Below are 23,894 nucleotides of genomic sequence, written 5' to 3' on the forward strand. Positions count from 1 at the left end.
CCCTCTTTTTTTTCACTCCAGGTGTGGAGAGTAAAATTGTTTGGTATTGACTTTTTCCGCTGCCGTTTTTATTCTCTGGCTTAAATCAGGAGATGCTTTTAGCAAGGGCAACCTCACATGATCCTCACAAATGCCCAAATGCTTCATCAAACATTTCACACCTACAGGATTACTTTCCTCATACATCAGCGGGTTAATTTCCAATAAGCTGAATGTTCCTTTTTTAGAGTAGGTAGCATTGCCATGAATAATGGAACCCATTATTTCAGGATAGGCATTGGCAATGACCGAAATTACTCCTTCTGCTCCAATACTGCGCATTAAGGTGGTGATCATATCATCTCCTGAAATCAACAAAAAGTCATCTGGCTTATCCTTGGCTATGCGCATACATTGTTCCAGGTTTCCGCTGGCCTCTTTTACGCCAACAATATTCGGATGTTGGGCCAGTTTCAGACTGGTTTGGTAAGTCAGGTTTGAAGCGGTTCTTCCGGGAACATTATAAAGGATTACCGGAACGGGACAGTGATCTGCGATTTTGCTGTAATGAGCAATGATTCCAGGCTGACTGGGTTTATTGTAGTAGGGACTTACCGACAAGATGGCATCTATGTCCGAGAAATCGATTTTTTCCATCTCATTCAGGACATTTTGGGTATTGTTTCCACCGAGTCCGTAAACAATTGGTAGTCGTGATCGATTTACCTTTTTGGTGAATGCCAGTACCTGCATTTTCTCGGTTTCGGATAGGGTGGCAGATTCTCCGGTGGTACCTTGAACTACCAGGTAATCCACATTGCCGTGAATTACATGTTCAATTACTTTTTCCAAAGCCGGAAAATCAATAGTTCCGTCTTCATAAAAAGGCGTTACCAATGCTACACCGGTACCTTTGAATTTTTCCATTGTATTAATTGATCTGCTTTAAATATTTTATCAATAATGCCGTACCTGACTGGATATCTTTTTCTTCCTTGTTTAACATCAGGTCCAAATAGGGCTTTAACTCATCACTGAAAAACCCCATGCTATAAGACGCAGACTGTAACTGTAGCAGATAGAGGGTGAAGTAATTCAGTTTCTCAGAAGTAAAAATAATCAAATCTGGTTTAAGGGAAAGTAATTGATTTAGTTTTTCTCCTGGTTTACCAAATAAAGTAAAATCTTTATAGGAAAATGCCTGTTCATCTACAGAATTTTCATCATAATAATTTCCCAAGACCTTTATATCTTTGTTCAGGTGTTCGTGAATTATTGCTGTTATTTTTTCTATTTCTTCTTTGTTGTTGGCTAGAATTCCAATGGTTTTGATATTTTCTATGTGAAGTAAGATGGACTTTTGGGTCTTCTTTTTCTTTGGTTTTTCCAAAGCATTTTTAACAAAATATTCCCTTACCCATTTCATTGTTTGTCTATTTATTAATCTATTTGGTTGAACACATTTTAAGGAATTCTTCTTCGCTTATCAAAGGAATCCCTAATTTTACTGCCTTTTCTTTCTTGCTTGGTCCCATCTCTTCGCCTTCAATGATGAAATCCAGATTTTTGGAAACCGATTTGCTGTATGACCCACCGTGGGCTTCAATAAAATCTATGATTTCATCTCTTTTAAAATGGTTCAATTTTCCGGAGGCAAGTATTTTTTTACCGGCTAGCCGTTGGCTTTCATTTTTTCTTTCTTCTTCGATTAACTCAAACCGAAGTCCTTTTTCTTTCAAATGCCTGATGATGTGCTGATTTCTTTTATTCGAGAAAAATGTCCTGATGCTGTGCACCAAGGTTTCTCCTACACCATTGATTTGCAATAGGGCATCATCCGTTGCATTTTCAAGTTCATCTATATGCCTAAAATGCCTGGCCAACAAGATAGCTGTATTTTCACCAATATTTCTTATCCCCAGGGCAAACAGCACTTTTGGAAATGGCTGGGAAAGAGAAAGTCTGATGCCTTCCATCATGTTTTTAATCACACCTTCCTGAAAAGTGCTTCCTTTCAGCTTATTGATTGCTTCTTCGGCATGCTCTGGTACATTCAGTTTGCCATGGATGATCAGGTCATGGAGGCTGCTTTTATTTTTGGATATTTTCAACATTTCTTCCACGCTGATATCGGACGAAGGCATCAAAACGAATAGTACAAAAGCAAGGGGTACAAAATCATCTATATTATCCAAGCTCTGGTTGTGGATCAATTCAAGCAGGTTTTTGAGGCGTTGTTCGCTTTCTTGGGATTTTCTTCCCTTGTTTTGATGGCTATCTAAAAATAAACTGATTTTTTCTTCCTGACTGCTCGTTTCGTGAAACTGTAGAAATTCTTCTATTTCCTTTAAGGTGACCTGATGGGTCAGGGCATACAAGGTTTTTTTAAGGCTCACGTACAAATGTCCGTCACTGTTCTTGGTATACTGGTCATCTGAGATTTCCAGCCCCAGCAAATCATCTTTTTTACCGGGTAAATCATAGAGATCAGAGGGGTCTTTTACATATCCCTGCTCCACAAGTGCGCGCAATCTTTCGGTGCCCAGCGAATCGATATCCATGGCCCTTTTGGAAACAAAATGTTCGATCCTTCCTAAGACTTGTGGAGGGCAACCGGATTCATTAGGGCAAAAATGTTTGGCTTCTCCTTCTTTTCTTTCCAGAGGTGTACCACATTCAGGGCAAGCATCAATGTAAATGATGGGTTTACTGTTTTTTGCCCTGCTTTCGGTAACGACCTGCGTAATTTTTGGAATAATTTCTCCTCCTTTTTCCACCAGCACCGTGTCGCCTTCATGCAGGCCAAGTCTTTCAATTTCATTGGCATTGTGCAGGGAAGCCCTTTTGACGGTGGTCCCTGCTAAAGAGACAGGTGATAAATTGGCCACTGGGGTGATGGCGCCGGTTCTGCCAACCTGATAAGTAATGGAAAGTAAAGTTGCGGCAGCGCTTTCTGCCTGGTACTTGTAGGCAATGGCCCACTTTGGGATTTTGGCCGTAAAGCCAAGTTCCTCCTGCTGGTGGTAATCATTTACCTTGAGCACCACTCCATCAGTTTCTACAGGCAAATCATGTCTTTTGTCCCGCCATTCATCGATATAGGCCATAACTTCATCCAGGCTTTGGCAGTTTCGGAAAGTAGGAGAAACGTTGAAGCCCCAATGTTGTAGTTTTTCTATGGCCTCATGCTGTTTGGACATGGACAAATCATCCGCTATCAACTGGTATACGTAACAATTTAGTCTTCTTTTTGCCACCACGGAGGAGTCTTGCATTTTCAAAGTGCCGGATGCGGCATTTCTTGGATTGGCCAGCAAATTTTCTCCCCTGCGCTTTCGTTCCTGGTTGATTTTTTCAAAACCTTTTTTAGGTAAAAATATTTCACCCCTTACTTCTAAATAAGGTGGAAGGCTTTTTTGATCCTTTATGCTTAATGGAACCGTGCGAATCGTTTTTACATTTGCTGTCACCACATCTCCTTTATACCCATCACCTCTGGTGACCGCCCGGATAAGCTGCCCCTGATCATACACCAGGCTAATCGCCACTCCATCAAATTTTAATTCGCAAAAGTACTCATAGTCCCTGTGTCCCAAACCCTTTGCAACCCGCTCATCAAAGGCCATCAATTCTTCTTTGGAGTAGGTGTTTCCGAGTGAAAGCATACGTACAGCGTGTGTTGCCGTTTCAAAATTTTTGGTGATGCTTCCTCCAACCCGCTGCGTGGGACTATCTGTTTTTTTAAGTTCCGGATATTGATTTTCCAGCTTGATCAACTCCGCTAAAAGTTGATCGAATTCATAATCACTGACAATAGACCGATCTTCCTGGTAATACAGGTGATTGTGGTAATTGATGGTTTGCGTCAAATCAACCATCCGTTTTTCTGCTTCTTCCCTGCTTGGTTTATTCATTAAAAAAGATATAACTATCTACTTTCAAATGTACAGTTTTTGCCCAAAATAACCTGATGGCATTTTGAAATTAGATCAATGTTTTCAAGTTTTTATTTCGATGGTATAACAATCATTTAGTCCTCATCCAAAAATGCCTGTTTGATTTCCTCTTCTGTCATCTTTAATTTCTTCTTACATACTTTTACCAGCTGACTGGCTTCTTTTACCAATTGCGTCAGTTCATCCATCCCCTGATCTTCTTCTTCCAGTTTAGCTACAATCATTTCCAATCTCTTCAGGGCTTCATCGTAGCCTGGCTCATCCTTCTTTTTATTCATTTTTGCTCTAATTTTTTGATAATAGATGTGATTTTCCTTTTTTGGCTAAAGGTTACCAATTCATCCCCTTCCTGAAGGCTCAGAAACTGAATGGGCATGCCATCCTTTTCAGTTTTGGTGTACCCTCTTGATAACAGATAATCCGGATTCAACCTGTTCAGGTTTTTTTCCAGCTGGTTCAATTTATCGTGGGCTTTGATGGTGCAGGACTGGGTTGCTTTATGCAGGTATTTTTGATTATTGTCAACCTTAATTTTGTCTTTTTCAACTTTATGCAATGCCGCACGCATGGATTGTTGGGACAGGCGGTCTAAAAAAAGGGTTTTCTCATTCACTTTACTTTGAAATAGATTCTTCAAGAGATGTGTTTTGTCCATTATGCCTTCTGACTCCTGTTTTATCCTACTTTGGACAAATCTTTCGATGCTGATCAGTTTGTGTTGAAGGTTTTCTTCAAATTCCCGGAATCCGGATAAAATAAAGCTGGCAACGGCCGTCGGGGTTTTAAGCTGGGTATGTGCTACCAGATCAGCTATAGACTCATCCCTTTCATGTCCGATGCCGGTTACTACAGGCAGGGCTGCATTGGCGATGGCTTTGGCCAATTCATATTCGTCAAAGCAGTCAAAATCCGTCTGTGCACCTCCGCCGCGGATCAATACCAATAGATCGAAGGCAGGACTTGCCGTTTCAATTTGTTGGATGGCAGCAGTGATTTCTGCGGCTGCTGACTTGCCCTGCATAGCAGCCTGATATAACTGATAATGAACCTTATAACCATGATGGTTTTGGTCCAATTGATTGATAAAATCTCCATAACCAGCAGCTGTAACCGAACTGATAATGGCAATTTTCTGGCTTACTGCCGGCAAGACAAATTGTCTGTTCAGATCAATTAAACTTTCTGATTTTAACCGGTCAATTACCTCCTGTCTCTTTCTTGCTCTTTCTCCAAGGGTGAAATTGGGATCAATATCTTTGATAACCAGACTGATGCCGTAAAGTTCGTGAAACTGAACATTGACCAGTGCAAGGATATTCATGCCACTTTTTAATGGCTGGCCCGTAGTGCCCTGAAACTTGTTTTTTATGGCTTGATAGGTGTAGGCCCATATATTCCCTCTCATTTTTGCCCGAATCTCGCCATCTGTTTTTTCCACCAGGTCCAAATAGGCATGCCCCCTGACAGCTTCTCTCAGTTCGCCAATTTCCGCAATGACCCAATAAGTAGGAGAGAGCTGTTTGTCCAGGCATTCCTTAATGATGGTATTCAGGGAAAATAATGTAATGGCTTGCTGCATGCCACAAATAAACAAAAAAAATAAGGATTGGAAATCAAAAAGGCAGACCTAAGACAGGTATTTTACATGATGCCAGGTAGGGAAAACAAAATAATCAATTTATTTCAAGCTGTTCAGTCCTCGTTGTCCCGGTCTCTGGAACCCCTTTCCCGCCTTTGCATTCTATAGATATGCCTCGTAAAATCCCGGTTCGCCTCATTCAATCTCAAAGATTGCACTGGAGATAAGGTTTCGGAAACCTTTTCCAGAAAATTTTTTTCAGCGTTTAAGAGTTTCATTTGAATATCAAATCTTGCCTGTATCAGCTCCCTGGCTTCTTCATTGCTGATTTCACCTTCACTTTTCTTGGAAATATTGCGCATTTCCCTCATCATGGACATCCTGGCTTGCTCGTGTTCGTTAAACAATGGCCAGAATTTCTCCGCCTGTTCGGGCGTAATCGAAAGCCTGTTGGTAATAAAACCAACCCGGGCTGCATTGAGCTTTTCCCGATCAATATTGTTATCCCTTTGGCCAAAAGCTGTAAGGGTAATGCCCATCATCAGCAAGACCATGATCCAGTTTTTCATATCAATACCAAATTTCTGTGTCATAATATTCTACTTCATCCCATTCCTGACTGCTCCATTCCTCCTCTGCGATAAGATCCAATAAATCATTCGGATGCTCTGCAAGAAGTAATACTTCCTCATCATCCCATACACCAGTAGTTATGTAATACTCTACGTCGTCATTGATCTGGGTCTGAAGATCCACTTCATCAATGGCTGTAAAGTCAATGGCTAATATCATAAAGCCAATCAGCAAAACAGCCGCTGCAGCGATTCCGCTAATATAATAGTGTTTTATCCGCTGCTTTCTCTTATTAAGGATGATATCCGGAAGATTTTCAAAGTAATTTTCCGGAGCCTTAAATATATTCTCTTTTGGAAATTTATTCATATACTTCTTTTAGACTGTTTATCCTCCCCAAGGTTTATTCCCGCTTCAGAATTTCTTCAATTTTTTTTACGGCATGGTGGTAACTGGCCTTAAGGCCACCTACACTTGTATCGGTCATCTTACTTATTTCTTCATAGGACAATTCCTCAAAATATTTAAGGTTAAAAACCAGTCTTTGTTTTTCAGGTAGCTTCAAAATGGCTTTTTGCAGTTGTCTTTGGATCTCATTACCATCCACCAGAGGCGATTCTTCGACATAGGCTTTCATGACTTCATGGTGGTCTTCCATAGAAAAAAAGTTACGCCTCTTTTTCTTTTCCAGAAAATTCAGACTTTCGTTTACAGCTATCCGATAGATCCATGTAAACAAGGTCGATTTGTGGTTGAACTGATGAATGTTTCTAAAGGCCTTGATAAAGGTGTTCTGAACCACATCATCGGCATCATCATGGATGACGACCATTTTTCTGACCATGCCATAGACCCTCTTTTGATAAGTTTCAACTAATATCCTGAAGCCCTGATCCCTGGTTTGTGGATCATTGATCAATTCCAAAAGTTTTACATCGATTAAGGGAACCATTAGTTGTTTAGACTGGAAAAGGCCATCTGGGTTTAATGAAGTAGTTGAAAAGAACCGAATAAATGGAAAATTTTTGTGATTCCCCTTTTCAATCGGATTAATAAGCCCTTTGTAATCGCCCAATTCCGGGCCGTCCTAAATCAATTCATTATGAAAGTGAATTTCCCCGTAAATAATCCTGCACTTCCATCTTTCTTTTCCCTTCAAGCTGTAGTTCCAAAATGGACAATGCTCCATTTCCGGTCTGGAAATGGATATAAGATTTGTTATCTGTTTTATATTCCCCGAGATTTAAGCCAGCGGGTTCATGGTCCAGGACCTCGGTTCGGAGTACCTTACAGGACTTTCCATTCAAAATACACCTGGCCCCTGGATAGGGCGAAAGCCCCCGTACCAGATGGTGTATGGCGGCGGCAGATTTGCTCCAATCAATTTCACAAGTTTCCCTGTAAATTTTCGGTGCCGGATGAAGGGCTTTGCTGTGGTCTTGCTTTTGGGGCCGGACATTATCTGTAGCAATTGCTTCTACAGTTTTCACAACCAGATTTGCGCCCCTTTGCATCAATCGCTCGTAAAGGCTACCTACATTATCATCAGGATGAATGGGCTCTTCTTCCTGAAAAAGGATATTTCCCGTATCAATTTCCTGCTGAAGAAGAAAAGTGGTGACTCCGGTTTTCGTTTCCCCATTGATCAGCACCCAATTGATGGGAGCTGCACCCCTGTAATCTGGCAAAAGCGAGGCATGCAGATTGAAAGTGCCTTTTGGGGGCATGGACCATACCAGCTCCGGAAGCATTCTAAAGGCCACTACTACCTGTAAATCTGCCCGGTAGGATTTTAATTCGGCCAGGAATGACTCATTTTTCAGATTTGGTGGTTGCAACACAGGGATGTCATGACGCTGTGCAAAGTCCTTTACAGGGGAAGGTTTTGCTTTTCTGCCTCTTCCCTGAGGCTTATCCACCGCGGTAATCACAGCCACCACGTTCCAGCCATTCTTCAGCAAGGACTCCAGAGGAGCAACTGCAAACTCTGGTGTTCCCATAAATATTATCCTGAGATCCTTTTCCATGGTACATTATTCGTAAATCAAATATTTCGCTCTGATTCTGTTATAGGCTTTCAAATCTTCCTGCCAGGATTCCCTTATAGTTGCCTCGCCCTTACCGTCCAGAATGGCTTTTCTCAATTGATCTGATCCTGCCAGTTTATCAAAAAAGTTATTGAAAAAATTCGGTCCATTATTGGCAATTCTGTATGCTTCCAACAAATGTGACAAGGTAAACCTGTGGGTGAGGGGCTCGTTTCTAAGATCTTTTCCATAACAAACCTTATTTTCCTGAGGGGGGGTTTTGGACATGCCTTCAATGCTGACAGGGGTAAAAGTGAAATCACCGAATTTTGGATCAGGATAGCCATATACCTGAAATGGAAAAAGGGTTCCTCTACCCAGGCTGATATTTGTCCCTTCAAAAAAACACAGGGAGGGATACAGCCTGATCGATACATCATTGGGCAGGTTTGGAGAAGGTTTGACAGGCAGGGAATAATGGGATGAATGATCCCACTGTGCCACCGGAATGATATCGATTTCGGCCTTCACCTTATTTTCCAACCAACCCTCGCCATTGATCATTTGAGCCAACTCGCCCACGGTAAGCCCATGGACTACGGGAATGGGATGCATGCCCACAAAACTTTCATATCCAGGTTGCAGAACAGGTCCGTCTACATAGTCTCCATTTGGATTGGGGCGATCCATGATCATTAGTTTTTTACCTTGTTCTGCACAGGCCTCCATCAAATAATGGAGGGTACTGATAAAGGTATAAAACCTAACCCCAACGTCCTGAATATCAAAAATAATGATATCCACATCCTGCAGTGCAGCTTTGGATGGCTTTTTGGAGTCCCCATAAAGTGAGACCAGGGGTAAGCCTGTTTTTGGGTCGACCTGGTTTTCAACCTTTTCGCCTGCATCGGCATCACCCCTGAATCCATGCTCCGGAACAAAAACCTTTTTTACCTCAATCCCTTCCTGCAACAAAAAATCGACCAAATGAATGTTGTCACTTTGAGTCAATACGCTGGTTTGGTTAACCGCAAGGGCCACCCGTTTGCCGGCTAATTTAGGCAAATACAACTCAGGTCGGTCAGCACCGGGTATCGCTTTCCTGGAAAGGACTTCATTATCTGGCTGTCTGGTAATTTCTGCCCGGTTTTCTGAGCTTTGTTTGCAAAATGTCAGGTTTCCAAACAAAAAAGCCAGGATAAGTATTAATTTTAGGTGCTTCATATTAATTTGCGTTTCGGTTAACAAAATAAACGACTTCATTGAACCTTTCCTACTTCATTGCAAAAAGAATCAGTTTTAAAAAGACAGGAGGTTTCACCGGAACCATTCACAGGATAGCGGTAGCCAGCATTGCATTGGGGCTTTCTATCATGATCATTTCCTTTCTGATTCTGGGAGGTTTCCAGGAGGTGATTTCCAATAAGGTTTTTTCCTTCACCGGGCATTATCAGGTCAACCGTTTTGTCATGAGTCAATCTCTGGATGATTCACCGACGAGCACTGAAAGTAATTTTTATACCAATTATACCGATCTGGACAAAATCCGACATGTTCAGGTGTATGCCAACAAGCCGGGCTTAATCAAGGGTGAGGAAGAAGTAGAGGGGGTTATGATGAAAGGAGTGGGGCCGGGGTTTGATTCCCTTTCTTTTAAATCTTCACTGATAAAGGGCCGATTTATTCAATTCAACGAAGATGGTTCTGCTGCCAATGAGATCATTATCAGCACTAAAATTGCCCGCAAAATGCTGCTCGATGTCGGTGACAGGGTTACCATGTATTTCGTTCAGGACCCGCCAAGGTTTAGGAGAATGGAGGTGGTTGGACTCTATGAAACCTTTCTGGAGGATTTTGATGACAAGATTGTGCTGGGGGATATAAAGGTCATTCGGGTGCTCAATGACTGGGATAAATCGCAGGTAGGTGGTTTCGAAGTTTTTTTGAATGATCCACAGGATATTGATAGCTACGAGGAATCCTTGTATGATTTTTTAGATTATGATTTAAGGCTGGTTAAGGTTACTGATAAATTCATTCAGATTTTTGATTGGTTGGAATTGTTGAATAACAATGTGTATGTGTTTCTGGCACTTATTCTTTTTGTCGCTGCCTTTAATATGGTGTCGATTCTTTTTATCCTGATCATGGAACGAACACCTATGATCGGTCTATTAAAGGCAATGGGGGCGAAAAACAGGCAAATAAGGAATATTTTTATTTGGAATGGTGTCCGGATTATTGGCAGAGGCATGGTATTGGGAAATATTATTGGCCTGGGCTTTGGTTGGATACAGGAGTATACCCAGTTGATCAAACTCAATCCTGAAAATTATTACATGAGTTTTGTCCCGGTATTTTGGAATTGGCCGATAATCATTGGCCTGAATATTCTGATTCTTCTGATCACCACCGCCGTGTTGTTTATTCCTGCCATGATTACCAGCAATGTCAATCCAATCAAGTCTATTAAGTTTGATTGACCGCCTTGTACCCGAAAAAAATACTTTTCAGTTTCATATAAATTACACCAAATATGGCTTCCCTGAAAATGTGCTTGGACATTTTCGAAGAACCTCTGGTTCTGTCTGTAAAGATGATTGGCAATTCCACGATGTCAAAGCCAAGTTTCCAGGCAGTGAATTTCATTTCGATCTGAAAAGCGTATCCAATAAACCTGATTTTTTCCAGGTTGATCGCTTCCAGAACCTTTCTATGATAGCATATAAATCCAGCTGTGGTATCCTTTATGGGAATACCTGTGATGAGCTGCACATATTTGCTGGCAAAAAATGACATCAATACCCTACCCATCGGCCAATTGACTACATTCACACCAGATACATACCGAGAGCCAATCACCATGTCATGTCCTTCTTCAAACGCCTTGAGATACAGCCTGCTAAGGTCTTTGGGATCATGTGAAAAATCAGCATCCATTTCAAAAATATATTCGTAACCATTGTTCAGCGCATAGGCGAAACCTTCCAGATAAGCCGTCCCCAAACCCAGCTTTCCTTTTCGTTCAATCAAATGGACCCTGTTGGAAAAATCAAATTGCAGGGCTTTTACCAGTGTGGCTGTGCCATCAGGAGATCCGTCGTCAATTACCAATACTTCAAATCCTTCAGGAAGGTCCAGCACTGCCGTAACGATATCCTGGATATTCTCCTTTTCGTTGTAAGTTGGTATGATGACTAATTTTTTGCTATTCATATTTCAAAGTACAAAAGTAGAATATATAAACGTTTATTCTTTGAAAACGGAAAAAAATTCGGTTTTTGAAAAGTTAAAAATCTTTAAATAAACAATTTTGTGAGGCTTATGGGTTGCCGTTGCAGCGTTTCATGTTGGATTTAGCAAGTAAATTACCGTTTAATGCTGCCGTTTCCAAATCAAGACAAGCCTGTCGTGGATTTTTATCGATCAGGCAAAGCGCTCTTCGTGCCAATGCCTCGTAATGTTTTGGATTTTTATCCAATACCTCATCGAAATCTTCAATGGCCCACTCTTTGTAACCCAGTTTCATCAAGGCAAAGCCCCTGTTATAATGTGCGCTCAGGTTGTCGGGTTCAATTTCCAGATATTTGTTAAAAGAAACGATGACCCCAAGACCATCACCTGAATAAGCCTGGGCAATGCCTTTATAATAGTGTGGCATGGCTTCCTCTGGTTTCAGCCGGATGGCTTCATCCAGAAATTCCACGGAACTTTTAAAGCGTCCGTTTTTAATCATGGACCTGGAGAGAAAAATCAGGATGTCATAATCCTTGGGGTCGTGCATGGCTGCCAATAAAAAATTTTTTTCCGCATCTTTCATGTCATCTTCTTCCCAGGCGATTTTCCCAATTCCTGCATAGGCCTGGGCATAGGTTGGATCAAGACTCAGGATTCTGCGGTAATCCTGGATGGCTTTGTCATACATCTGCAACTCCTCATAAGATCTGGCTCTTAAATGTAAAGTCTTTAAATCCGTTGAGCTGACAAATAATACCCTATTAAACTCTTGAATAGCTTCTTCATATCTGCCATTTTGATACAGGGCTTCCGCATCCCTGAAACTGCCTATGCATTGACTAAAAAGCAATGAAACAAAAAAGCAGACTAGTAGGTTAATGGTCAATGAAATTCTCATATATTAATAGATTAGTTTTAAATATACAGGAATTTCTTTTTTATTACAAAAAAACGGATATCATTTCAATCCAAAGGTGCAGAATACATCGTAAATGTATCTTATATTGTACGATTAGAAATTAAAAAAATGATTTACAACCGATTACAGGAAGTAAATCTTTTTTGATTTCCGAAAGATATCATCAGCACTTGCAATAAGATAAAAAATCAGTTATTTTTTTATAGGCTATCCTACACGGCAGGATAGCCTTTTTTTTATAATTTCCCTTTTGTACTTGGCAACTGATCCAGGCCATGAGGATCTTTTTTTACTGCCATTTTGATGGCTCTTGCCAATCCCTTGAAAATGGCTTCAATTTTATGGTGTTCGTTTTCTCCTGAAGCCTGAATATTCAGATTACATTTTGCGGTATCACTGAAAGATTTGAAAAAGTGAAAAAACATTTCCGTCGGCATATCACCGATTTTTTCACGTTTAAAATCGGCATTCCAAACCAGCCAAGGTCTTCCTCCAAAATCTACTGCCACCTGTGCAAGGCAATCATCCATAGGCAAAAGGAAACCGTATCGGTAAATTCCCTTTTTGTCACCCAGGGCCTTAAGGTATGCTTCACCCAATGCCAATCCTGTGTCTTCAATGGTATGGTGCTCATCTATATGCAAATCGCCCTTGACTTTTATTTCCAAATCAGTGCCTCCATGTCTCGCCAGTTGATCCAACATGTGATCAAAAAAAGGAATGCCCGTGTGGATATCACTTTTACCGGTTCCATCCAGGTTCAACCGAATTGAAATCTGGGTCTCTGAAGTTGATCTGTCCAGGCTTGACATTCTGGGAGGTAACTTCAAAAAACTGTAAATATCGTCCCAGGAGTTGACACAAAGCTCAGCTCCGGAAACTTCTTCCGACCCAAAATAGATGGCCCGGGCTCCCAGGTTTTTTGCCAGCTGAACGTCTGTATTCCTGTCACCGATCACGTACGAATTTTCAAGGTCAACATCCCCATTCATGTATTCTTGTAGCAAGCCCGTACCGGGTTTGCGTGTAGGGGCATTTTCATGCGGGAAGGTTTTGTCTATGTGTATGGCTTTGAATATCACTCCTTCCTGCTCCAGGGTTTTAAGCATCTTGTATTGCGCAGGCCAAAAGGAATCTTCCGGAAAGGATGAGGTTCCCAGACCATCCTGATTGGTAACCATCACCAGGTCAAAATCATTGTCTTCCGATAACTTGCTCAGGTTGGTAATGGCCCTGGGGATAAATTCTAACTTTTCGAGGCTATCTACCTGAAAATCTGTAGGTGGTTCCTTGATGATTGTACCGTCCCTATCAATAAATAAAACCTTTCTCTTCATCTTAATCGTAATTTGGGGATTTAGTCGTTTGCCTGAGCTTCCAATACTTCATTCAAGGCTTGTAACATTCGTTTGTTTTCACCTTCCGTGCCTACCGTTATTCTCAAACAATCGTCACAATGCTGAACTTTGGACCGGTCCCTGACTATTATTTTTTTGCCAATCAGTTGCTGATAAACCTTGTGGGCATCTGGTACTTTGACCAACAAAAAGTTTGACTGCGAGGGAAAGACTTTTTCTACCCTGGAAATTTTCCCCAGATCCTTTATCAGTTTCTCTTTTTGCTTTAAAATATCCTGTACCATCCCACCGAGCTTGTCCATATTGCCCATTGCCTGCAGTACGGTTTGCTGGGTAAGTCCGCTCACATTGTAGGGGGGTTTGATTTTATTGAGAATCGCAATGATTTCTCTAGATGCATAGGCCATTCCCAATCTCAATGCAGCAAGCCCCCATGCTTTGGATAAGGTTTGCAAGACCAAAAGATTTGGAAATCGGTCCAGTTCTTCGCAAAAGCTAGGCTCATCACTAAAATCAATATAGGCTTCATCTACTACCAGCAGTCCATCGAAACCCTTTAGGATTTTATAGATGGCATCCCTATGCAGTTTGTTCCCACTGGGATTATTGGGCGAACAAATAAAGATGATTTTGGTATGGGCATCCACGGCTTGAAGGACTTCATCTTCCCGTATTTGAAAATCGGTACTTAGGGGAACCTTCACGACCCTGGTATCATTAATGCCCGCACTGACTTCATACATGCCGTAAGTAGGAGGGAGGATGATGACATTATCCATTCCTGGCCTGCAAAAAGCCCTGAAGAGCAAATCAATCGCCTCATCGCTGCCGTTTCCCAAAAACATGTTTTCTGCAGGCACTTTCTTGATCTGGGAAAGCCTTGTTTTGAGTGCCATCTGATAGGGGTCAGGGTAACGGTTGAAAGCCTCTCTGGTGATTGACCCCAGTGGGTTTTCATTGGCATCCAGAAAAACGCCCTCCTTTCCCGTGTATTCATCCCTGGCAGAGGAATAAGGCTTAAGAGCGGCAATGTGTGGCCGCAACAACTTTGATAGATCAAATGCCATATTATTCATTTTTGGAGAGGTACTTTAAACGAACGCTTACTGCATTTTTGTGGGCCTGCAAATTTTCATTTTCTGCCATGATCTCTATGGTTGGTCCCAATGCTTTAATCCCTGCTGCAGTGATTTTCTGATAGGTGATCTTTTTTACAAAACTATCCAGTGATACTCCCGAATAGCTCCTGGCATAGCCATTGGTAGGCAAGGTGTGGTTGGTTCCTGAAGCATAGTCCCCTGCGGACTCTGGGGTATAATTTCCAATAAAAACAGACCCTGCATTAACAACCCGGGAAACAGCCTTTTCCTCATCTTTTACTGAAATGATCAGGTGCTCCGGAGCATAAGCGTTGATCAGGTCCATGGCTTTGTCAGGATTAGCCATGACCACAGCCACACTGTTTTCCAGTGCTTTTTTGGCTATTTTGTGACGAGGAAGATTTTCCAGCTGTATTTCCACACATTTAATGACTTTTTTTACAAATTTCTCTGTAGGGCAAACCAAAACCACCTGACTATCTATTCCATGTTCTGCCTGGGATAGCAGGTCAGCCGCCACGAATTCAGGAATGGCAGTTTCATCGGCATAAACCAGCACTTCTGAAGGTCCTGCCGGCATATCTATAGCCACACCCTGTTTTGTTGCCAATTGTTTGGCTGCGGTAACATACTGGTTACCTGGCCCAAATATCTTGTCCACTCTGGGTACGGATGCAGTTCCATAAGTCATGGCTGCTATTGCTTGTGCCCCACCAGCCTTTATAATCTTGTCAATGCCTATCATTTTTGCAGTAAACAAAATAGCGGGGTGGATTTCCCCCCTGGTATCCGGTGGAGTGCATAAAACAATTTCCTGACAGCCGGCTAATTTAGCTGGTACCCCCAGCATCAAAACGGTGGAAAACAAAGGAGCAGTACCCCCTGGAATGTATAAACCTACTTTTTGGATGGGGACACTCCTTCTCATACAAGTCACCCCGTCCATGATTTCAGAACTAAGGGGCGGTGCTTCCTGAAGTTTATGAAATTTCTCTATGTTGATTTTTGCCGTTTGAATGGCATCTTTTAAACCGGCATTTATTTTTTGCCCTGCAGTATCCAAAGCTTCCCTGTCTACCAAAAGACTTTCAATTTCTACATGGTCATATTCCAAAGCAAATTTTTTCAAAGCCTTATCGCCCTGACGCTTTACTTTTTTCATGATCGGCTTTACGATCTTTTCAATATCCTTCATTTTTTGAACCGGCCTGGCCAGTTCTTTACTCCAGGTATTGATGTCAGGATTAACCAGGATTTTCATCTGTTTATATTTTGATTTTTAGCTGTCAGATGGAATCTCGCAATGATAATCATCCCACTGTGTGACGATTTCGTCATGCTCGATTTCATAGGTTTATAATTGTTTCTTAGATGTCATATGCCTGCCTGTCGGCAGACAGGGAATCTTTGACGAATAAAATAATCATTGCCCTGTGGGTTTAATGACGCTCTTAATCGTGTCGATTTCATGTTATATCAGGTTGTTTTCAGCCCCACAATGTATTACAGGGAAAGTTTTGAAATCAACTGAACCCCGAAAAAGCCTTACAGACTTTGCTCGCTTCAGTTTACCGCTGCTTTATATTACCATTTTCTCTATGGGTACTACGAGGATTCCCTGTGCACCAGCAGCCCTTAATTCCTCTATATTTTCCCAAAATTGATCCTCGCTGATAACAGAATGCACCGATGACCAGCCCTTCTCGGCCAATGGTAAAATTGTTGGGCTGCGCATGCCGGGAATCAGGGAAACAATGCGTTCCAAAGATTCATTTGGTGCATTTAAAAGGACATATTTGTTTTTCTTGCCTTTTTGAACTGCATCCATTCTGAAGAGCAACTTTTCAACGGTTTGTTGCTTTTCAACTGAAATGCCCTTATGGCATATCAGAACAGCTTCCGACTGGAAAATTTCTTCTACTTCTTTAAGGCCATTCATCATCAAAGTAGACCCCGAGCTTACAATATCGCAAATACCTTCTGCCAATCCTATGCTGGGAGCAATCTCTACGGAGCCACTGATTTCATGTATATCAGCCTTTATTTGCCGGGATTCCAGGTAGTCGCCTAGTATTTTCGGATAAGACGTTGCGATGCTTTTGCCTTCAAAATAACCTACCCCGGAATAGCTTTCTCCCTTAGGGATGGCAAGCGACAACCTGCATTTGGAAAAACCCAGTTTTTTAAGGACATCAATGGCCTTGTCTTTTTCAACTACCTCGTTTTCTCCGACAATGCCCAGGTCAGCTACTCCATCTGCCACATAACCGGGAATATCATCATCCCTTAAAAACAAAAATTCGATGGGGAAGTTGGTGGAAGTAGACTTTAATTTACCTGTTCCATTGTAAAATTTTATGCCACATTCTTTTATTAATTTCAGCGATTCCTCACTTAATCTTCCGCTTTTTTGAACAGCAATTCTGATTGTATTTTCCATGTAATTCGGTTACAAAATGACTTTTATTAAATCGTATTCATTTTTGATTGAAAAAGTGCTTTCGGATTCTAAGCTACTTTTTGGAACTGATATGATTTTCATGATGCCTGAGGACATTTGAAGGAGGAAAAATTATGGAGTTAAGATATGTGTTCTGTATGGTCATCATGAGAAGGCAAATTTAAGGAGCTATTGCCAACATACAAAATAAATGCCGCTATACGACACAAAAAAGAGGCTCCCGCGGGAGCCTCCAAAACAATAAACCAACTTAACCAAAAAACCTTTTAACCAAATTATCGAATCTGCTAAAAATAAAGTTCAAAAATTAATTATATAAATAAAATTCATTCACTATTCTTTCGTAATTGACAATGTCTTTATAAGGAGATTTGCTGCTGATTTGCTCTATAGACCGTTTTAAGAGCAATTTATTCACAAGGCTGGTGCTCATGACATTTTTAACCTTGAGGCTATCACTACTTAAGACTTTCGTGAAATATTGGCCCCCAAAAGGATTTTTCATCAACAACTCATTCGCTTGATTCAACATATCCAATCCTTTTTTTTTATCCATCCAATCAAAAAAAGTGGCATTTTTACGTGCAATCAGGGGTTTCGCCTTTTTTAACCATTTTTTGTTGATTTCCATCTTGTTTTCAATGATCTGATAGATGTCTGCCAGCTCGAAGGAAATGACCAGCTCGTGATGGTTTAGCCAATTCAGAAATTCTCCTTTTATGGAAAGGTCAATGAGTACTTTAGGAGCGGTAAGTTCCGGGCTTTCCGGATCTTGAGACAATACCGACTCCAAATCTTCCAGTGTTGATATCAAAATGTCATTTTCCTGCAGTACGTTTTTGATTTGGTCGAATGGTTCAAAAATGAAGTTTTTCAATTCCCTGCCTTTTAGGCTTGAAAAGGATTTTATGCTGCTCTCCACAATAGATATATTCGTGAAACCTTTTTCCGTCAGACTCTGGTAAATCCTTCTGCCCAATGCGTTGAAACCAATAATGGCGATTTTGGGAGTTTTTACTTTCCGGATCAACTCGGTTACCATGTCTGATACCGTGTAAGAGATCGAAAAATTCGGGAATTGAAAACTCACTTCGTTTTTGATTTCTTTATTCGTACTTATCAGGTGGCTCCACCACTGTTCGAGTAGCTCACCTGTCATCCCAAACTGGGAAGCGATAGAAAATGCCGTTATAAATTGAGGGAAAAGGGGAACCGATCCATAAGTTGAAGCCTGCACTCCAAAACAAAGTTCAGTTAAATGTGCGAGTGCCATTTCTTCATTACAGGAATGCTGAAATAGGTTGGCTTCGGGAAAATCGTCCTGTGCCTTGATGCTAACAATGGCAGCATATATGGCATCGTCCATTGCTTCCGAGCTGAAATAAAGAATTTCTGTTCTTTCCGGAATGGACAAAACAAATGCCTCCTTAATGGCAGGCAGAGTCTTTAACTGAACCAATAATTTTTTGGTTTCTTCCAGGCCCAGGTGGAAATTTAAACCTTCCTTGTTTGTTACCTCCGCACTAAAACTTAATAATCTGAACTGTCCCATTTTCTACTGTTTTTTGCTGTTTATTTTTGGAGGTACTTACGCACTTCCAAACTTTACCGGATTGGCCGGTAGTAAAAATTTGATGGTATGAAGGTAATAGCAATTTTTATTTACCTGGAAAGAATTCGTTCAACTGTGAAAAGTAGTCGGTAAACTTCTGCTATCTGGGGTTAAAAATATCTGTTGGAAGTGGTAAAAAAAAATCCGGAAGCTTAGCCCCCGGATTTTTTTGCTTTGTAACCTTCTTGCATTAAATGTTCCAAAACCTTATCTCTTTGATCCCCTTGGATGATTATTTCTCCATCTTTGGTGTTGCCACCTACACCACATTTGGTTTTGAGGGCTTTTCCTAAAGATTTTAAATCATCCTCATTACCAATAAATCCGGTAACAAGGGTCACTTGTTTTCCGCCTCTGGATTTTTTATCCAGCATCACTTTTAAATGCTGTTGTTTGGGAGGAAGAGTTTCGGTTGACTCCTGTTCGCCTTCATCGAAGTCAAAATTATCCGCTGTAGAATACACTACTCCATCTCTTTTTTTCCAGTCATTGTCCCTTTTTCTACCCATAAATCAGCTGTTATTTTTTAAATTTCATGGTCCATACAGGCCTTTTGGCACTGTTGACCACGTCTTCTGCAATGCTCCCGCTGAGCAGGTGTAAAAAACCGGTCCTGCCATGAGTGGCCATGGCTATCAGGTCGGCATTTATCTCATCTGCAAATTCAATGATTCCCTCTTCTTCTGTATCCGCATTGTAAATGTCAATCTGAACATTTGTCAGTATATTGGCCTTTACAAAACCATTGATTTTTTCAAATGAAACTTTTGATTTTTCGAATGAATTTGGTGTATTGATTTTGACTAATCTGATTTCAGCATCCAGAAGCTCTTGAAAATTTTTCAAATGTTTCATTACCTTCTTGCTGTCTTCGCTAAAATCACTGGCAAAAACGATCACCTTTAGATCCTCAGCTTTCAGCGCGCTTTTTACGGTTATAACAGGACACTTGGAATGCCGGACAACCTTTTCTGTATTCGAACCAATCAACAGTTCCTCCAATCCGCTTGAGCCCTTTGACCCCATAATAACCAAATCCGCTTTTACTTCAGTTATTTCGCTGGATATACCGGCGTATGGATTCCCGAATAAAAGATTGGTGCTGAATTGGTATGGTTTTACGGCATGCTTTTCTTCCAGTTCTTTAAACTGTTTCTTCCTTTTTTCTACCAAATCAACCATATATATCCTGTCAATAAAATTATCCTCCATGTTGATTTCGCCCATAGTATTAAAATGTTGGGCAGTGGGAATTTCAATCACATGAATTAATTTTAATTTACAGGCTGCCTTGGTGGCCAATTCCTGAGCCAGCTGGAAGGCATTTTCCGCTTCTTCCGAAAAATCATAAGGTACTAAAATGCTTTTCATCTTCGCTTCGAGATATTTAAGTTTATGATGGAGGTAAACTACAAAAATCTACCCAAAATAGGTAGTAAATTGCCAAATTGTTTGTTTAAAAAATCAGCCAGCCCAATCCAAAAAATAAAACACAGAGAAAGGTTGAAATGGCCATTACTTTCAAATAGGGGTCCAGCTTCTCCGGGGAATCAAATTTCTCCAGTGCCCAACCTGTTTTTAAAATAAATGGTGTGGCCAGCAAATAAAAGAGTCCTCCCCATGCCTTTTCAATCAGAATGAAGACAATTAATAAAAGTAAAGCGGTGGTTAATAATGTCCAATGGTAATTTGTTGCAGCATTTTTACCGATTCTTACAGGTACAGAGCGTTTTCCTGCAGCTTTATCAGATTGTATGTCCCTGATATTGTTGATATTGAGCACTGCTGTACTCAGCAATCCTACAGCAGAAGCCGGCAGCCAAAGGGAAGAATCAAAAGACTGGGTATGGAGGTAAAAGGTACCCATAACACCAAGCCATCCAAAAAAAACAAACACGGCAATATCGCCAAGTCCCGCATATCCGTAAGGCTTGCTGCCTGAAGTATAGGTGATGGCGGCCAAAATAGCCAGGATTCCCATTCCGAAAAATAACAGAAACTTAAAAAGGTCTTCTAAAGCGATATACAATAGCCAAACACCACTGAATAATGATAAAATGGCAAAAATAATCATTGCAGACTTCATTTCAGTAAGGGAAATAATGCCTGATTGAACAGCCCTTACCGGGCCTTTCCTGCCTACGTGGTCTGCTCCGTTGATGCTGTCCCCATAATCATTGGCAAGATTTGATAAAATCTGCAACAAAATAGTGGTAAGGGCAGCAAGCAAAAAAACCGGCCATTTGAGACCGGAGGTTTGGAATGCAATGAAACTACCCATCAAAATACTTGATAGGGCCAAAGGCAAAGTTCTTAATCTCATGGCATGAATCCATGCCTGTCTTTTATTTTGCACAGTCAAGTGTTAAAACATAAATTTAAAGGTAAAAAAAAATCAGGCAAATTCCCCTGAAAGGGGATTCGCCTGTAATTTGGTGTTTTCCAAATCAAGATACTGTTACTAAGCTTTGATTAAGGCAATTATTTCTTCATCCATCGGTTTTACGGAAGAAGGGAAGAATTTAACCAATTCACCTTTTTCATTGATGAAATATTTGCAAAAATTCCAGGATGGTTCTGTATTGTTCCATCCATTAAGGTTTTTGTCTGAAAGCCAGCGGTACAAAGGATGTTTATCAACTCCTTTGACAGAAATTTTTTCAAACATGGGAAAAGTAACCCCATAATTTTCGGAACAAAATGTTTTGATGTCTTCATTAGTGCCCGGTTCCTGACCTCCAAAGTTATTTGCCGGGAAAGCTAAAATGGTCATTTGATCCTTGTATGCCTCGTAAAGTTCCTGTAGCTCTGCGTACTGTGGCGTATATCCGCATTTTGAGGCCACATTGACAATCAAAAGCTTTTTCCCCTTGTACGCAGAAAAATCCACAGGATTACCATCAATATCGTTCATGGTAAAATCATAAAAATTTTCTTGCACATTCATGTTATTTAAGTTTGAAGCCAATCTAATACCACTGTCCGATGGCGTGTACTTTGTCTGACTGGACTGAGGAAACTGGAAAGCCAGTAAAGCTAAAGCGATCAAGTTGAATAAAGTTTTCATAGTTACATTTTTTGGGGTACATCTATACCAAGTAAACCCATGCCCGACTTAATTGTTTTGGCTACCTGAGCGGATAGGCCTACTCTAAAAGCCTGCACTTCGGCTTTGGTTTCGCTAAATATAGGAAGTTCTGCATAAAACCGGTTATATTCCTTGGCCAAATCAAATAAATATTGTGTAATAACTGCCGGTGAAAGTTCCTCAGCCGCCAAAGCGATTTTATTTTCATAATCGGCCAATAGAAATACCAGGCTTTGCTCGGTTTTTTCCAGCTGTTTATAGGCCTGAAACTGGTTAGCGGAATAGTCCAGATCAATTTGGGCCGCTTTCCTCAGGATAGCGGCAATCCGTGCATGGGTATATTGGATAAAAGGTCCTGTGTTGCCCTGAAACTCTATGGATTCCTGGGGGTTGAACAGCATCCGTTTTTTTGGATCTACCTTGAGCAGGAAATATTTTAATGCTCCCAATGCCAGCATTTGATAAAGGGCTTCCGCTTCTTCATGACTGAACCCTTCAATTTTCCCCAGTTCCTGAGTATGCTCCCTGGCTGTGTCCACCATTTCTGCGATGAGGTCATCTGCGTCTACAACTGTGCCTTCCCGGGATTTCATTTTTCCGGAAGGAAGATCTACCATGCCATAGGACAGATGGTATAATCCGTTGCCATATGGTCTGCCCAGCTTACGCAGGATCTTAAACAATACCTCAAAATGATAATCCTGCTCATTTCCTACCACATAAACAGATTTTTCAATCCTATGGTCCTTGTATTTAAGGTCTGCTGTACCCATATCCTGGGTCATGTAAACGGATGTGCCATCAGCCCTTAAAACCAATTTTTCATCCAGTCCCTCATCACTGAGATCAGCCCAGACAGAGCCATTTTCTTTTTTAAAGAATACGCCTTTATCCAAGCCCTCCGCCACGATGTCCTTCCCCAAAAGGTAGGTGTCGGACTCGTAATAGTACTGATCAAAATCGACTCCCATTTTGCGATAGGTCTCTTCAAAGCCCTGATAAACCCAACCATTCAATTTCTTCCACAAATCAATGGTAGTTTGATCCCCGGCTTCCCAACGTACCAGCATTTCCTGGGCTTCCTTCATCCAGGGAGCCGTCTTTTTCGCCGCTTCCTGTTCCATTCCGGATGAAGTAAGCTCCTTGATCTGTTTTTTGTATTCCTGGTCAAAAAGCACATAATATTTTCCCACCAGATGATCCCCTTTCAAACCAGATGATTCCGGTGTCTCTCCATTGCCCAATTTTTCATAGGCTACCATGGATTTACAAATGTGTATGCCCCGGTCATTGACCAGATTGGATTTGATCACCTCATACCCATAAGCTTCCAATATCCGCGCAACAGCAAATCCCAGGAAGTTATTTCTAAGGTGGCCCAGGTGAAGCGGCTTGTTGGTATTGGGGGAACTGTATTCGACCATTACCTTCCTGTTTTTAGGTGGGAATTTGCCATGGTCCTCTTTGGTAGCCAATTCTTGAAACAAGTCCAGCCAATAGGTATCCGAAAGAGAGATATTTAAAAATCCTTTCACCACATTGAATGAGCTGACTACGGAAAGATTTTCCTGCAAATAAGCCCCTATTTTTTCACCACTGGCCTCAGGGGAGCTTTTTGTGATTTTCAAAAAAGGAAACATTACAAAGGTATAGGTTCCTTCAAACTCTTTTCGGGTTGCTTGCAGGCTTAGGCTATCCGGATCCACAGAATGATCAAAAAGGGCCTGAAATGCACTTGCTATGGCATTTGTAATGGTTTGCTGGATATCCATAATGAGCGTTTTTATTGGAGCGCAAATATAGAACTTTCCAAGGAAAGACGGGAAGGCTCCTGCATTAATTCTGTTGTCGACTGGTAGTTTACAAAAGGCTTTCTATTTTATATTAGATGTGGGTGAATGTAGACGTTCGTCGGGAAGAGGTACATACCAGGTAAGTTTGATGGTGTGTGTTTGGTTTCTGCACGAATGGCAAGAGGGCTTGTCCTTATTGATTGAGTGCTGTA

Annotated in this window: 23 protein-coding genes; 1 reads left to right on the plus strand and 22 read right to left on the minus strand. The window is 41.2% G+C overall.

Annotated features, from left to right (window positions below; translation table 11 throughout):
- Window positions 1-12: 12 nt before the first annotated feature.
- The 10 genes from dapA to G9Q97_RS17815 all read right to left on the minus strand — a co-directional run bounded on the left by dapA (window position 13) and on the right by G9Q97_RS17815 (window position 9,338).
- Window positions 13-906 carry a 4-hydroxy-tetrahydrodipicolinate synthase gene (gene dapA / locus G9Q97_RS17770; RefSeq protein ID WP_166149268.1) on the minus strand — a complete coding sequence of 298 codons (894 nt, stop codon included), beginning with the start codon at window positions 904-906 and terminating at the stop codon, window positions 13-15.
- A gap of 4 nt (window positions 907-910) precedes the next feature.
- The gene (locus tag G9Q97_RS17775; RefSeq protein ID WP_166149270.1) at window positions 911-1,405 is read right to left on the minus strand and encodes a DUF6913 domain-containing protein; all 495 of its coding nucleotides are present in this window, start codon (window positions 1,403-1,405) and stop codon (window positions 911-913) included.
- A 19-nt stretch (window positions 1,406-1,424) separates the two neighbouring features.
- Window positions 1,425-3,893: an NAD-dependent DNA ligase LigA gene (gene ligA / locus G9Q97_RS17780; RefSeq protein WP_166149272.1), complete on the minus strand. Its 2,469-nt coding sequence runs from the start codon at window positions 3,891-3,893 to the stop codon at window positions 1,425-1,427.
- Between the two features lie 116 nt (window positions 3,894-4,009).
- Window positions 4,010-4,213, minus strand: a complete 204-nt coding sequence (gene xseB / locus G9Q97_RS17785) for an exodeoxyribonuclease VII small subunit (protein ID WP_166149274.1) — start codon at window positions 4,211-4,213, stop codon at window positions 4,010-4,012.
- Complete coding sequence (gene xseA, locus G9Q97_RS17790) at window positions 4,210-5,514, minus strand: exodeoxyribonuclease VII large subunit (protein ID WP_166149276.1); 1,305 nt, start codon at window positions 5,512-5,514, stop codon at window positions 4,210-4,212. Before xseA ends, xseB begins: the two co-directional genes overlap by 4 nt.
- A gap of 113 nt (window positions 5,515-5,627) precedes the next feature.
- A complete protein-coding gene (locus G9Q97_RS17795) occupies window positions 5,628-6,083 on the minus strand; it encodes a Spy/CpxP family protein refolding chaperone (RefSeq protein ID WP_166149278.1) in 456 nt (151 codons plus the stop codon).
- 1 nt (window position 6,084) lies between these two features.
- On the minus strand, window positions 6,085-6,456 hold the full coding sequence (locus G9Q97_RS17800; RefSeq protein WP_166149280.1) for a hypothetical protein: 372 nt from the start codon (window positions 6,454-6,456) through the stop codon (window positions 6,085-6,087).
- 34 nt (window positions 6,457-6,490) lie between these two features.
- Window positions 6,491-7,039: an RNA polymerase sigma factor gene (locus G9Q97_RS17805; RefSeq protein ID WP_166149282.1), complete on the minus strand. Its 549-nt coding sequence runs from the start codon at window positions 7,037-7,039 to the stop codon at window positions 6,491-6,493.
- A 148-nt stretch (window positions 7,040-7,187) separates the two neighbouring features.
- Entirely contained in the window at window positions 7,188-8,114 is a 927-nt protein-coding gene (fmt, locus tag G9Q97_RS17810) for a methionyl-tRNA formyltransferase (protein WP_166149284.1), read from the minus strand.
- A 6-nt stretch (window positions 8,115-8,120) separates the two neighbouring features.
- Complete coding sequence (locus G9Q97_RS17815; protein ID WP_166149286.1) at window positions 8,121-9,338, minus strand: exo-beta-N-acetylmuramidase NamZ family protein; 1,218 nt, start codon at window positions 9,336-9,338, stop codon at window positions 8,121-8,123.
- 38 nt (window positions 9,339-9,376) lie between these two features.
- Here G9Q97_RS17815 and G9Q97_RS17820 point away from each other — a divergent pair, with 38 nt between their 5' ends.
- Complete coding sequence (locus G9Q97_RS17820) at window positions 9,377-10,597, plus strand: ABC transporter permease (protein ID WP_166149288.1); 1,221 nt, start codon at window positions 9,377-9,379, stop codon at window positions 10,595-10,597.
- Here G9Q97_RS17820 and G9Q97_RS17825 read toward each other — a convergent pair.
- From G9Q97_RS17825 to argS, 12 genes are all read right to left on the minus strand, one after another.
- Window positions 10,584-11,330: a polyprenol monophosphomannose synthase gene (locus tag G9Q97_RS17825; protein ID WP_166149290.1), complete on the minus strand. Its 747-nt coding sequence runs from the start codon at window positions 11,328-11,330 to the stop codon at window positions 10,584-10,586. The two genes, G9Q97_RS17820 and G9Q97_RS17825, sit on opposite strands and share 14 nt — an antisense overlap.
- Window positions 11,331-11,436: 106 nt before the next feature.
- On the minus strand, window positions 11,437-12,249 hold the full coding sequence (locus G9Q97_RS17830; protein ID WP_166149292.1) for a tetratricopeptide repeat protein: 813 nt from the start codon (window positions 12,247-12,249) through the stop codon (window positions 11,437-11,439).
- A 257-nt stretch (window positions 12,250-12,506) separates the two neighbouring features.
- Window positions 12,507-13,607, minus strand: a complete 1,101-nt coding sequence (hisB, locus tag G9Q97_RS17835; RefSeq protein ID WP_166149293.1) for a bifunctional histidinol-phosphatase/imidazoleglycerol-phosphate dehydratase HisB — start codon at window positions 13,605-13,607, stop codon at window positions 12,507-12,509.
- A gap of 20 nt (window positions 13,608-13,627) precedes the next feature.
- Window positions 13,628-14,695: a histidinol-phosphate transaminase gene (hisC, locus tag G9Q97_RS17840; RefSeq protein WP_166149295.1), complete on the minus strand. Its 1,068-nt coding sequence runs from the start codon at window positions 14,693-14,695 to the stop codon at window positions 13,628-13,630.
- 1 nt (window position 14,696) lies between these two features.
- Window positions 14,697-15,989 carry a histidinol dehydrogenase gene (gene hisD / locus G9Q97_RS17845; protein ID WP_166149297.1) on the minus strand — a complete coding sequence of 431 codons (1,293 nt, stop codon included), beginning with the start codon at window positions 15,987-15,989 and terminating at the stop codon, window positions 14,697-14,699.
- 318 nt (window positions 15,990-16,307) lie between these two features.
- Window positions 16,308-17,168: an ATP phosphoribosyltransferase gene (hisG, locus tag G9Q97_RS17850; protein WP_166149299.1), complete on the minus strand. Its 861-nt coding sequence runs from the start codon at window positions 17,166-17,168 to the stop codon at window positions 16,308-16,310.
- Between the two features lie 328 nt (window positions 17,169-17,496).
- Window positions 17,497-18,741: a glutamyl-tRNA reductase gene (locus G9Q97_RS17855; RefSeq protein ID WP_166149301.1), complete on the minus strand. Its 1,245-nt coding sequence runs from the start codon at window positions 18,739-18,741 to the stop codon at window positions 17,497-17,499.
- Window positions 18,742-18,953: 212 nt separating this feature from the next.
- Complete coding sequence (locus G9Q97_RS17860; RefSeq protein ID WP_166149303.1) at window positions 18,954-19,310, minus strand: translation initiation factor; 357 nt, start codon at window positions 19,308-19,310, stop codon at window positions 18,954-18,956.
- Window positions 19,311-19,320: 10 nt separating this feature from the next.
- Entirely contained in the window at window positions 19,321-20,172 is an 852-nt protein-coding gene (locus G9Q97_RS17865; protein ID WP_166149305.1) for a universal stress protein, read from the minus strand.
- A gap of 85 nt (window positions 20,173-20,257) precedes the next feature.
- Window positions 20,258-21,157 carry a 1,4-dihydroxy-2-naphthoate polyprenyltransferase gene (locus G9Q97_RS17870; protein WP_317168779.1) on the minus strand — a complete coding sequence of 300 codons (900 nt, stop codon included), beginning with the start codon at window positions 21,155-21,157 and terminating at the stop codon, window positions 20,258-20,260.
- Window positions 21,158-21,262: 105 nt separating this feature from the next.
- The gene (locus tag G9Q97_RS17875; protein WP_166149309.1) at window positions 21,263-21,868 is read right to left on the minus strand and encodes a glutathione peroxidase; all 606 of its coding nucleotides are present in this window, start codon (window positions 21,866-21,868) and stop codon (window positions 21,263-21,265) included.
- Window positions 21,869-21,870: 2 nt separating this feature from the next.
- Window positions 21,871-23,661 (minus strand): arginine--tRNA ligase, encoded by a 1,791-nt coding sequence (gene argS, locus G9Q97_RS17880; protein WP_166149311.1) that lies wholly within the window; start codon window positions 23,659-23,661, stop codon window positions 21,871-21,873.
- Between the last annotated feature and the right edge of the window lie 233 nt (window positions 23,662-23,894).

Origin of the sequence: Cyclobacterium plantarum, from assembly GCF_011290685.1 — a bacterium.
Lineage (GTDB): Bacteria > Bacteroidota > Bacteroidia > Cytophagales > Cyclobacteriaceae > Cyclobacterium > Cyclobacterium plantarum.

Bases quoted from the DNA above. Each gene is read 5' to 3' on its own strand.
- dapA (WP_166149268.1), bottom strand. From the start codon at position 906: ATGGAAAAATTCAAAGGTACCGGTGTAGCATTGGTAACGCCTTTTTAT.
- G9Q97_RS17775 (WP_166149270.1), bottom strand. From the start codon at position 1,405: ATGAAATGGGTAAGGGAATATTTTGTTAAAAATGCTTTGGAAAAACCA.
- ligA (WP_166149272.1), bottom strand. From the start codon at position 3,893: ATGAATAAACCAAGCAGGGAAGAAGCAGAAAAACGGATGGTTGATTTG.
- xseB (WP_166149274.1), bottom strand. From the start codon at position 4,213: ATGAATAAAAAGAAGGATGAGCCAGGCTACGATGAAGCCCTGAAGAGA.
- xseA (WP_166149276.1), bottom strand. From the start codon at position 5,514: ATGCAGCAAGCCATTACATTATTTTCCCTGAATACCATCATTAAGGAA.
- G9Q97_RS17795 (WP_166149278.1), bottom strand. From the start codon at position 6,083: ATGAAAAACTGGATCATGGTCTTGCTGATGATGGGCATTACCCTTACA.
- G9Q97_RS17800 (WP_166149280.1), bottom strand. From the start codon at position 6,456: ATGAATAAATTTCCAAAAGAGAATATATTTAAGGCTCCGGAAAATTAC.
- G9Q97_RS17805 (WP_166149282.1), bottom strand. From the start codon at position 7,039: ATGGTTCCCTTAATCGATGTAAAACTTTTGGAATTGATCAATGATCCA.
- fmt (WP_166149284.1), bottom strand. From the start codon at position 8,114: ATGGAAAAGGATCTCAGGATAATATTTATGGGAACACCAGAGTTTGCA.
- G9Q97_RS17815 (WP_166149286.1), bottom strand. From the start codon at position 9,338: ATGAAGCACCTAAAATTAATACTTATCCTGGCTTTTTTGTTTGGAAAC.
- G9Q97_RS17825 (WP_166149290.1), bottom strand. From the start codon at position 11,330: ATGAATAGCAAAAAATTAGTCATCATACCAACTTACAACGAAAAGGAG.
- G9Q97_RS17830 (WP_166149292.1), bottom strand. From the start codon at position 12,249: ATGAGAATTTCATTGACCATTAACCTACTAGTCTGCTTTTTTGTTTCA.
- hisB (WP_166149293.1), bottom strand. From the start codon at position 13,607: ATGAAGAGAAAGGTTTTATTTATTGATAGGGACGGTACAATCATCAAG.
- hisC (WP_166149295.1), bottom strand. From the start codon at position 14,695: ATGGCATTTGATCTATCAAAGTTGTTGCGGCCACACATTGCCGCTCTT.
- hisD (WP_166149297.1), bottom strand. From the start codon at position 15,989: ATGAAAATCCTGGTTAATCCTGACATCAATACCTGGAGTAAAGAACTG.
- hisG (WP_166149299.1), bottom strand. From the start codon at position 17,168: ATGGAAAATACAATCAGAATTGCTGTTCAAAAAAGCGGAAGATTAAGT.
- G9Q97_RS17855 (WP_166149301.1), bottom strand. From the start codon at position 18,741: ATGGGACAGTTCAGATTATTAAGTTTTAGTGCGGAGGTAACAAACAAG.
- G9Q97_RS17860 (WP_166149303.1), bottom strand. From the start codon at position 19,310: ATGGGTAGAAAAAGGGACAATGACTGGAAAAAAAGAGATGGAGTAGTG.
- G9Q97_RS17865 (WP_166149305.1), bottom strand. From the start codon at position 20,172: ATGAAAAGCATTTTAGTACCTTATGATTTTTCGGAAGAAGCGGAAAAT.
- G9Q97_RS17875 (WP_166149309.1), bottom strand. From the start codon at position 21,868: ATGAAAACTTTATTCAACTTGATCGCTTTAGCTTTACTGGCTTTCCAG.
- argS (WP_166149311.1), bottom strand. From the start codon at position 23,661: ATGGATATCCAGCAAACCATTACAAATGCCATAGCAAGTGCATTTCAG.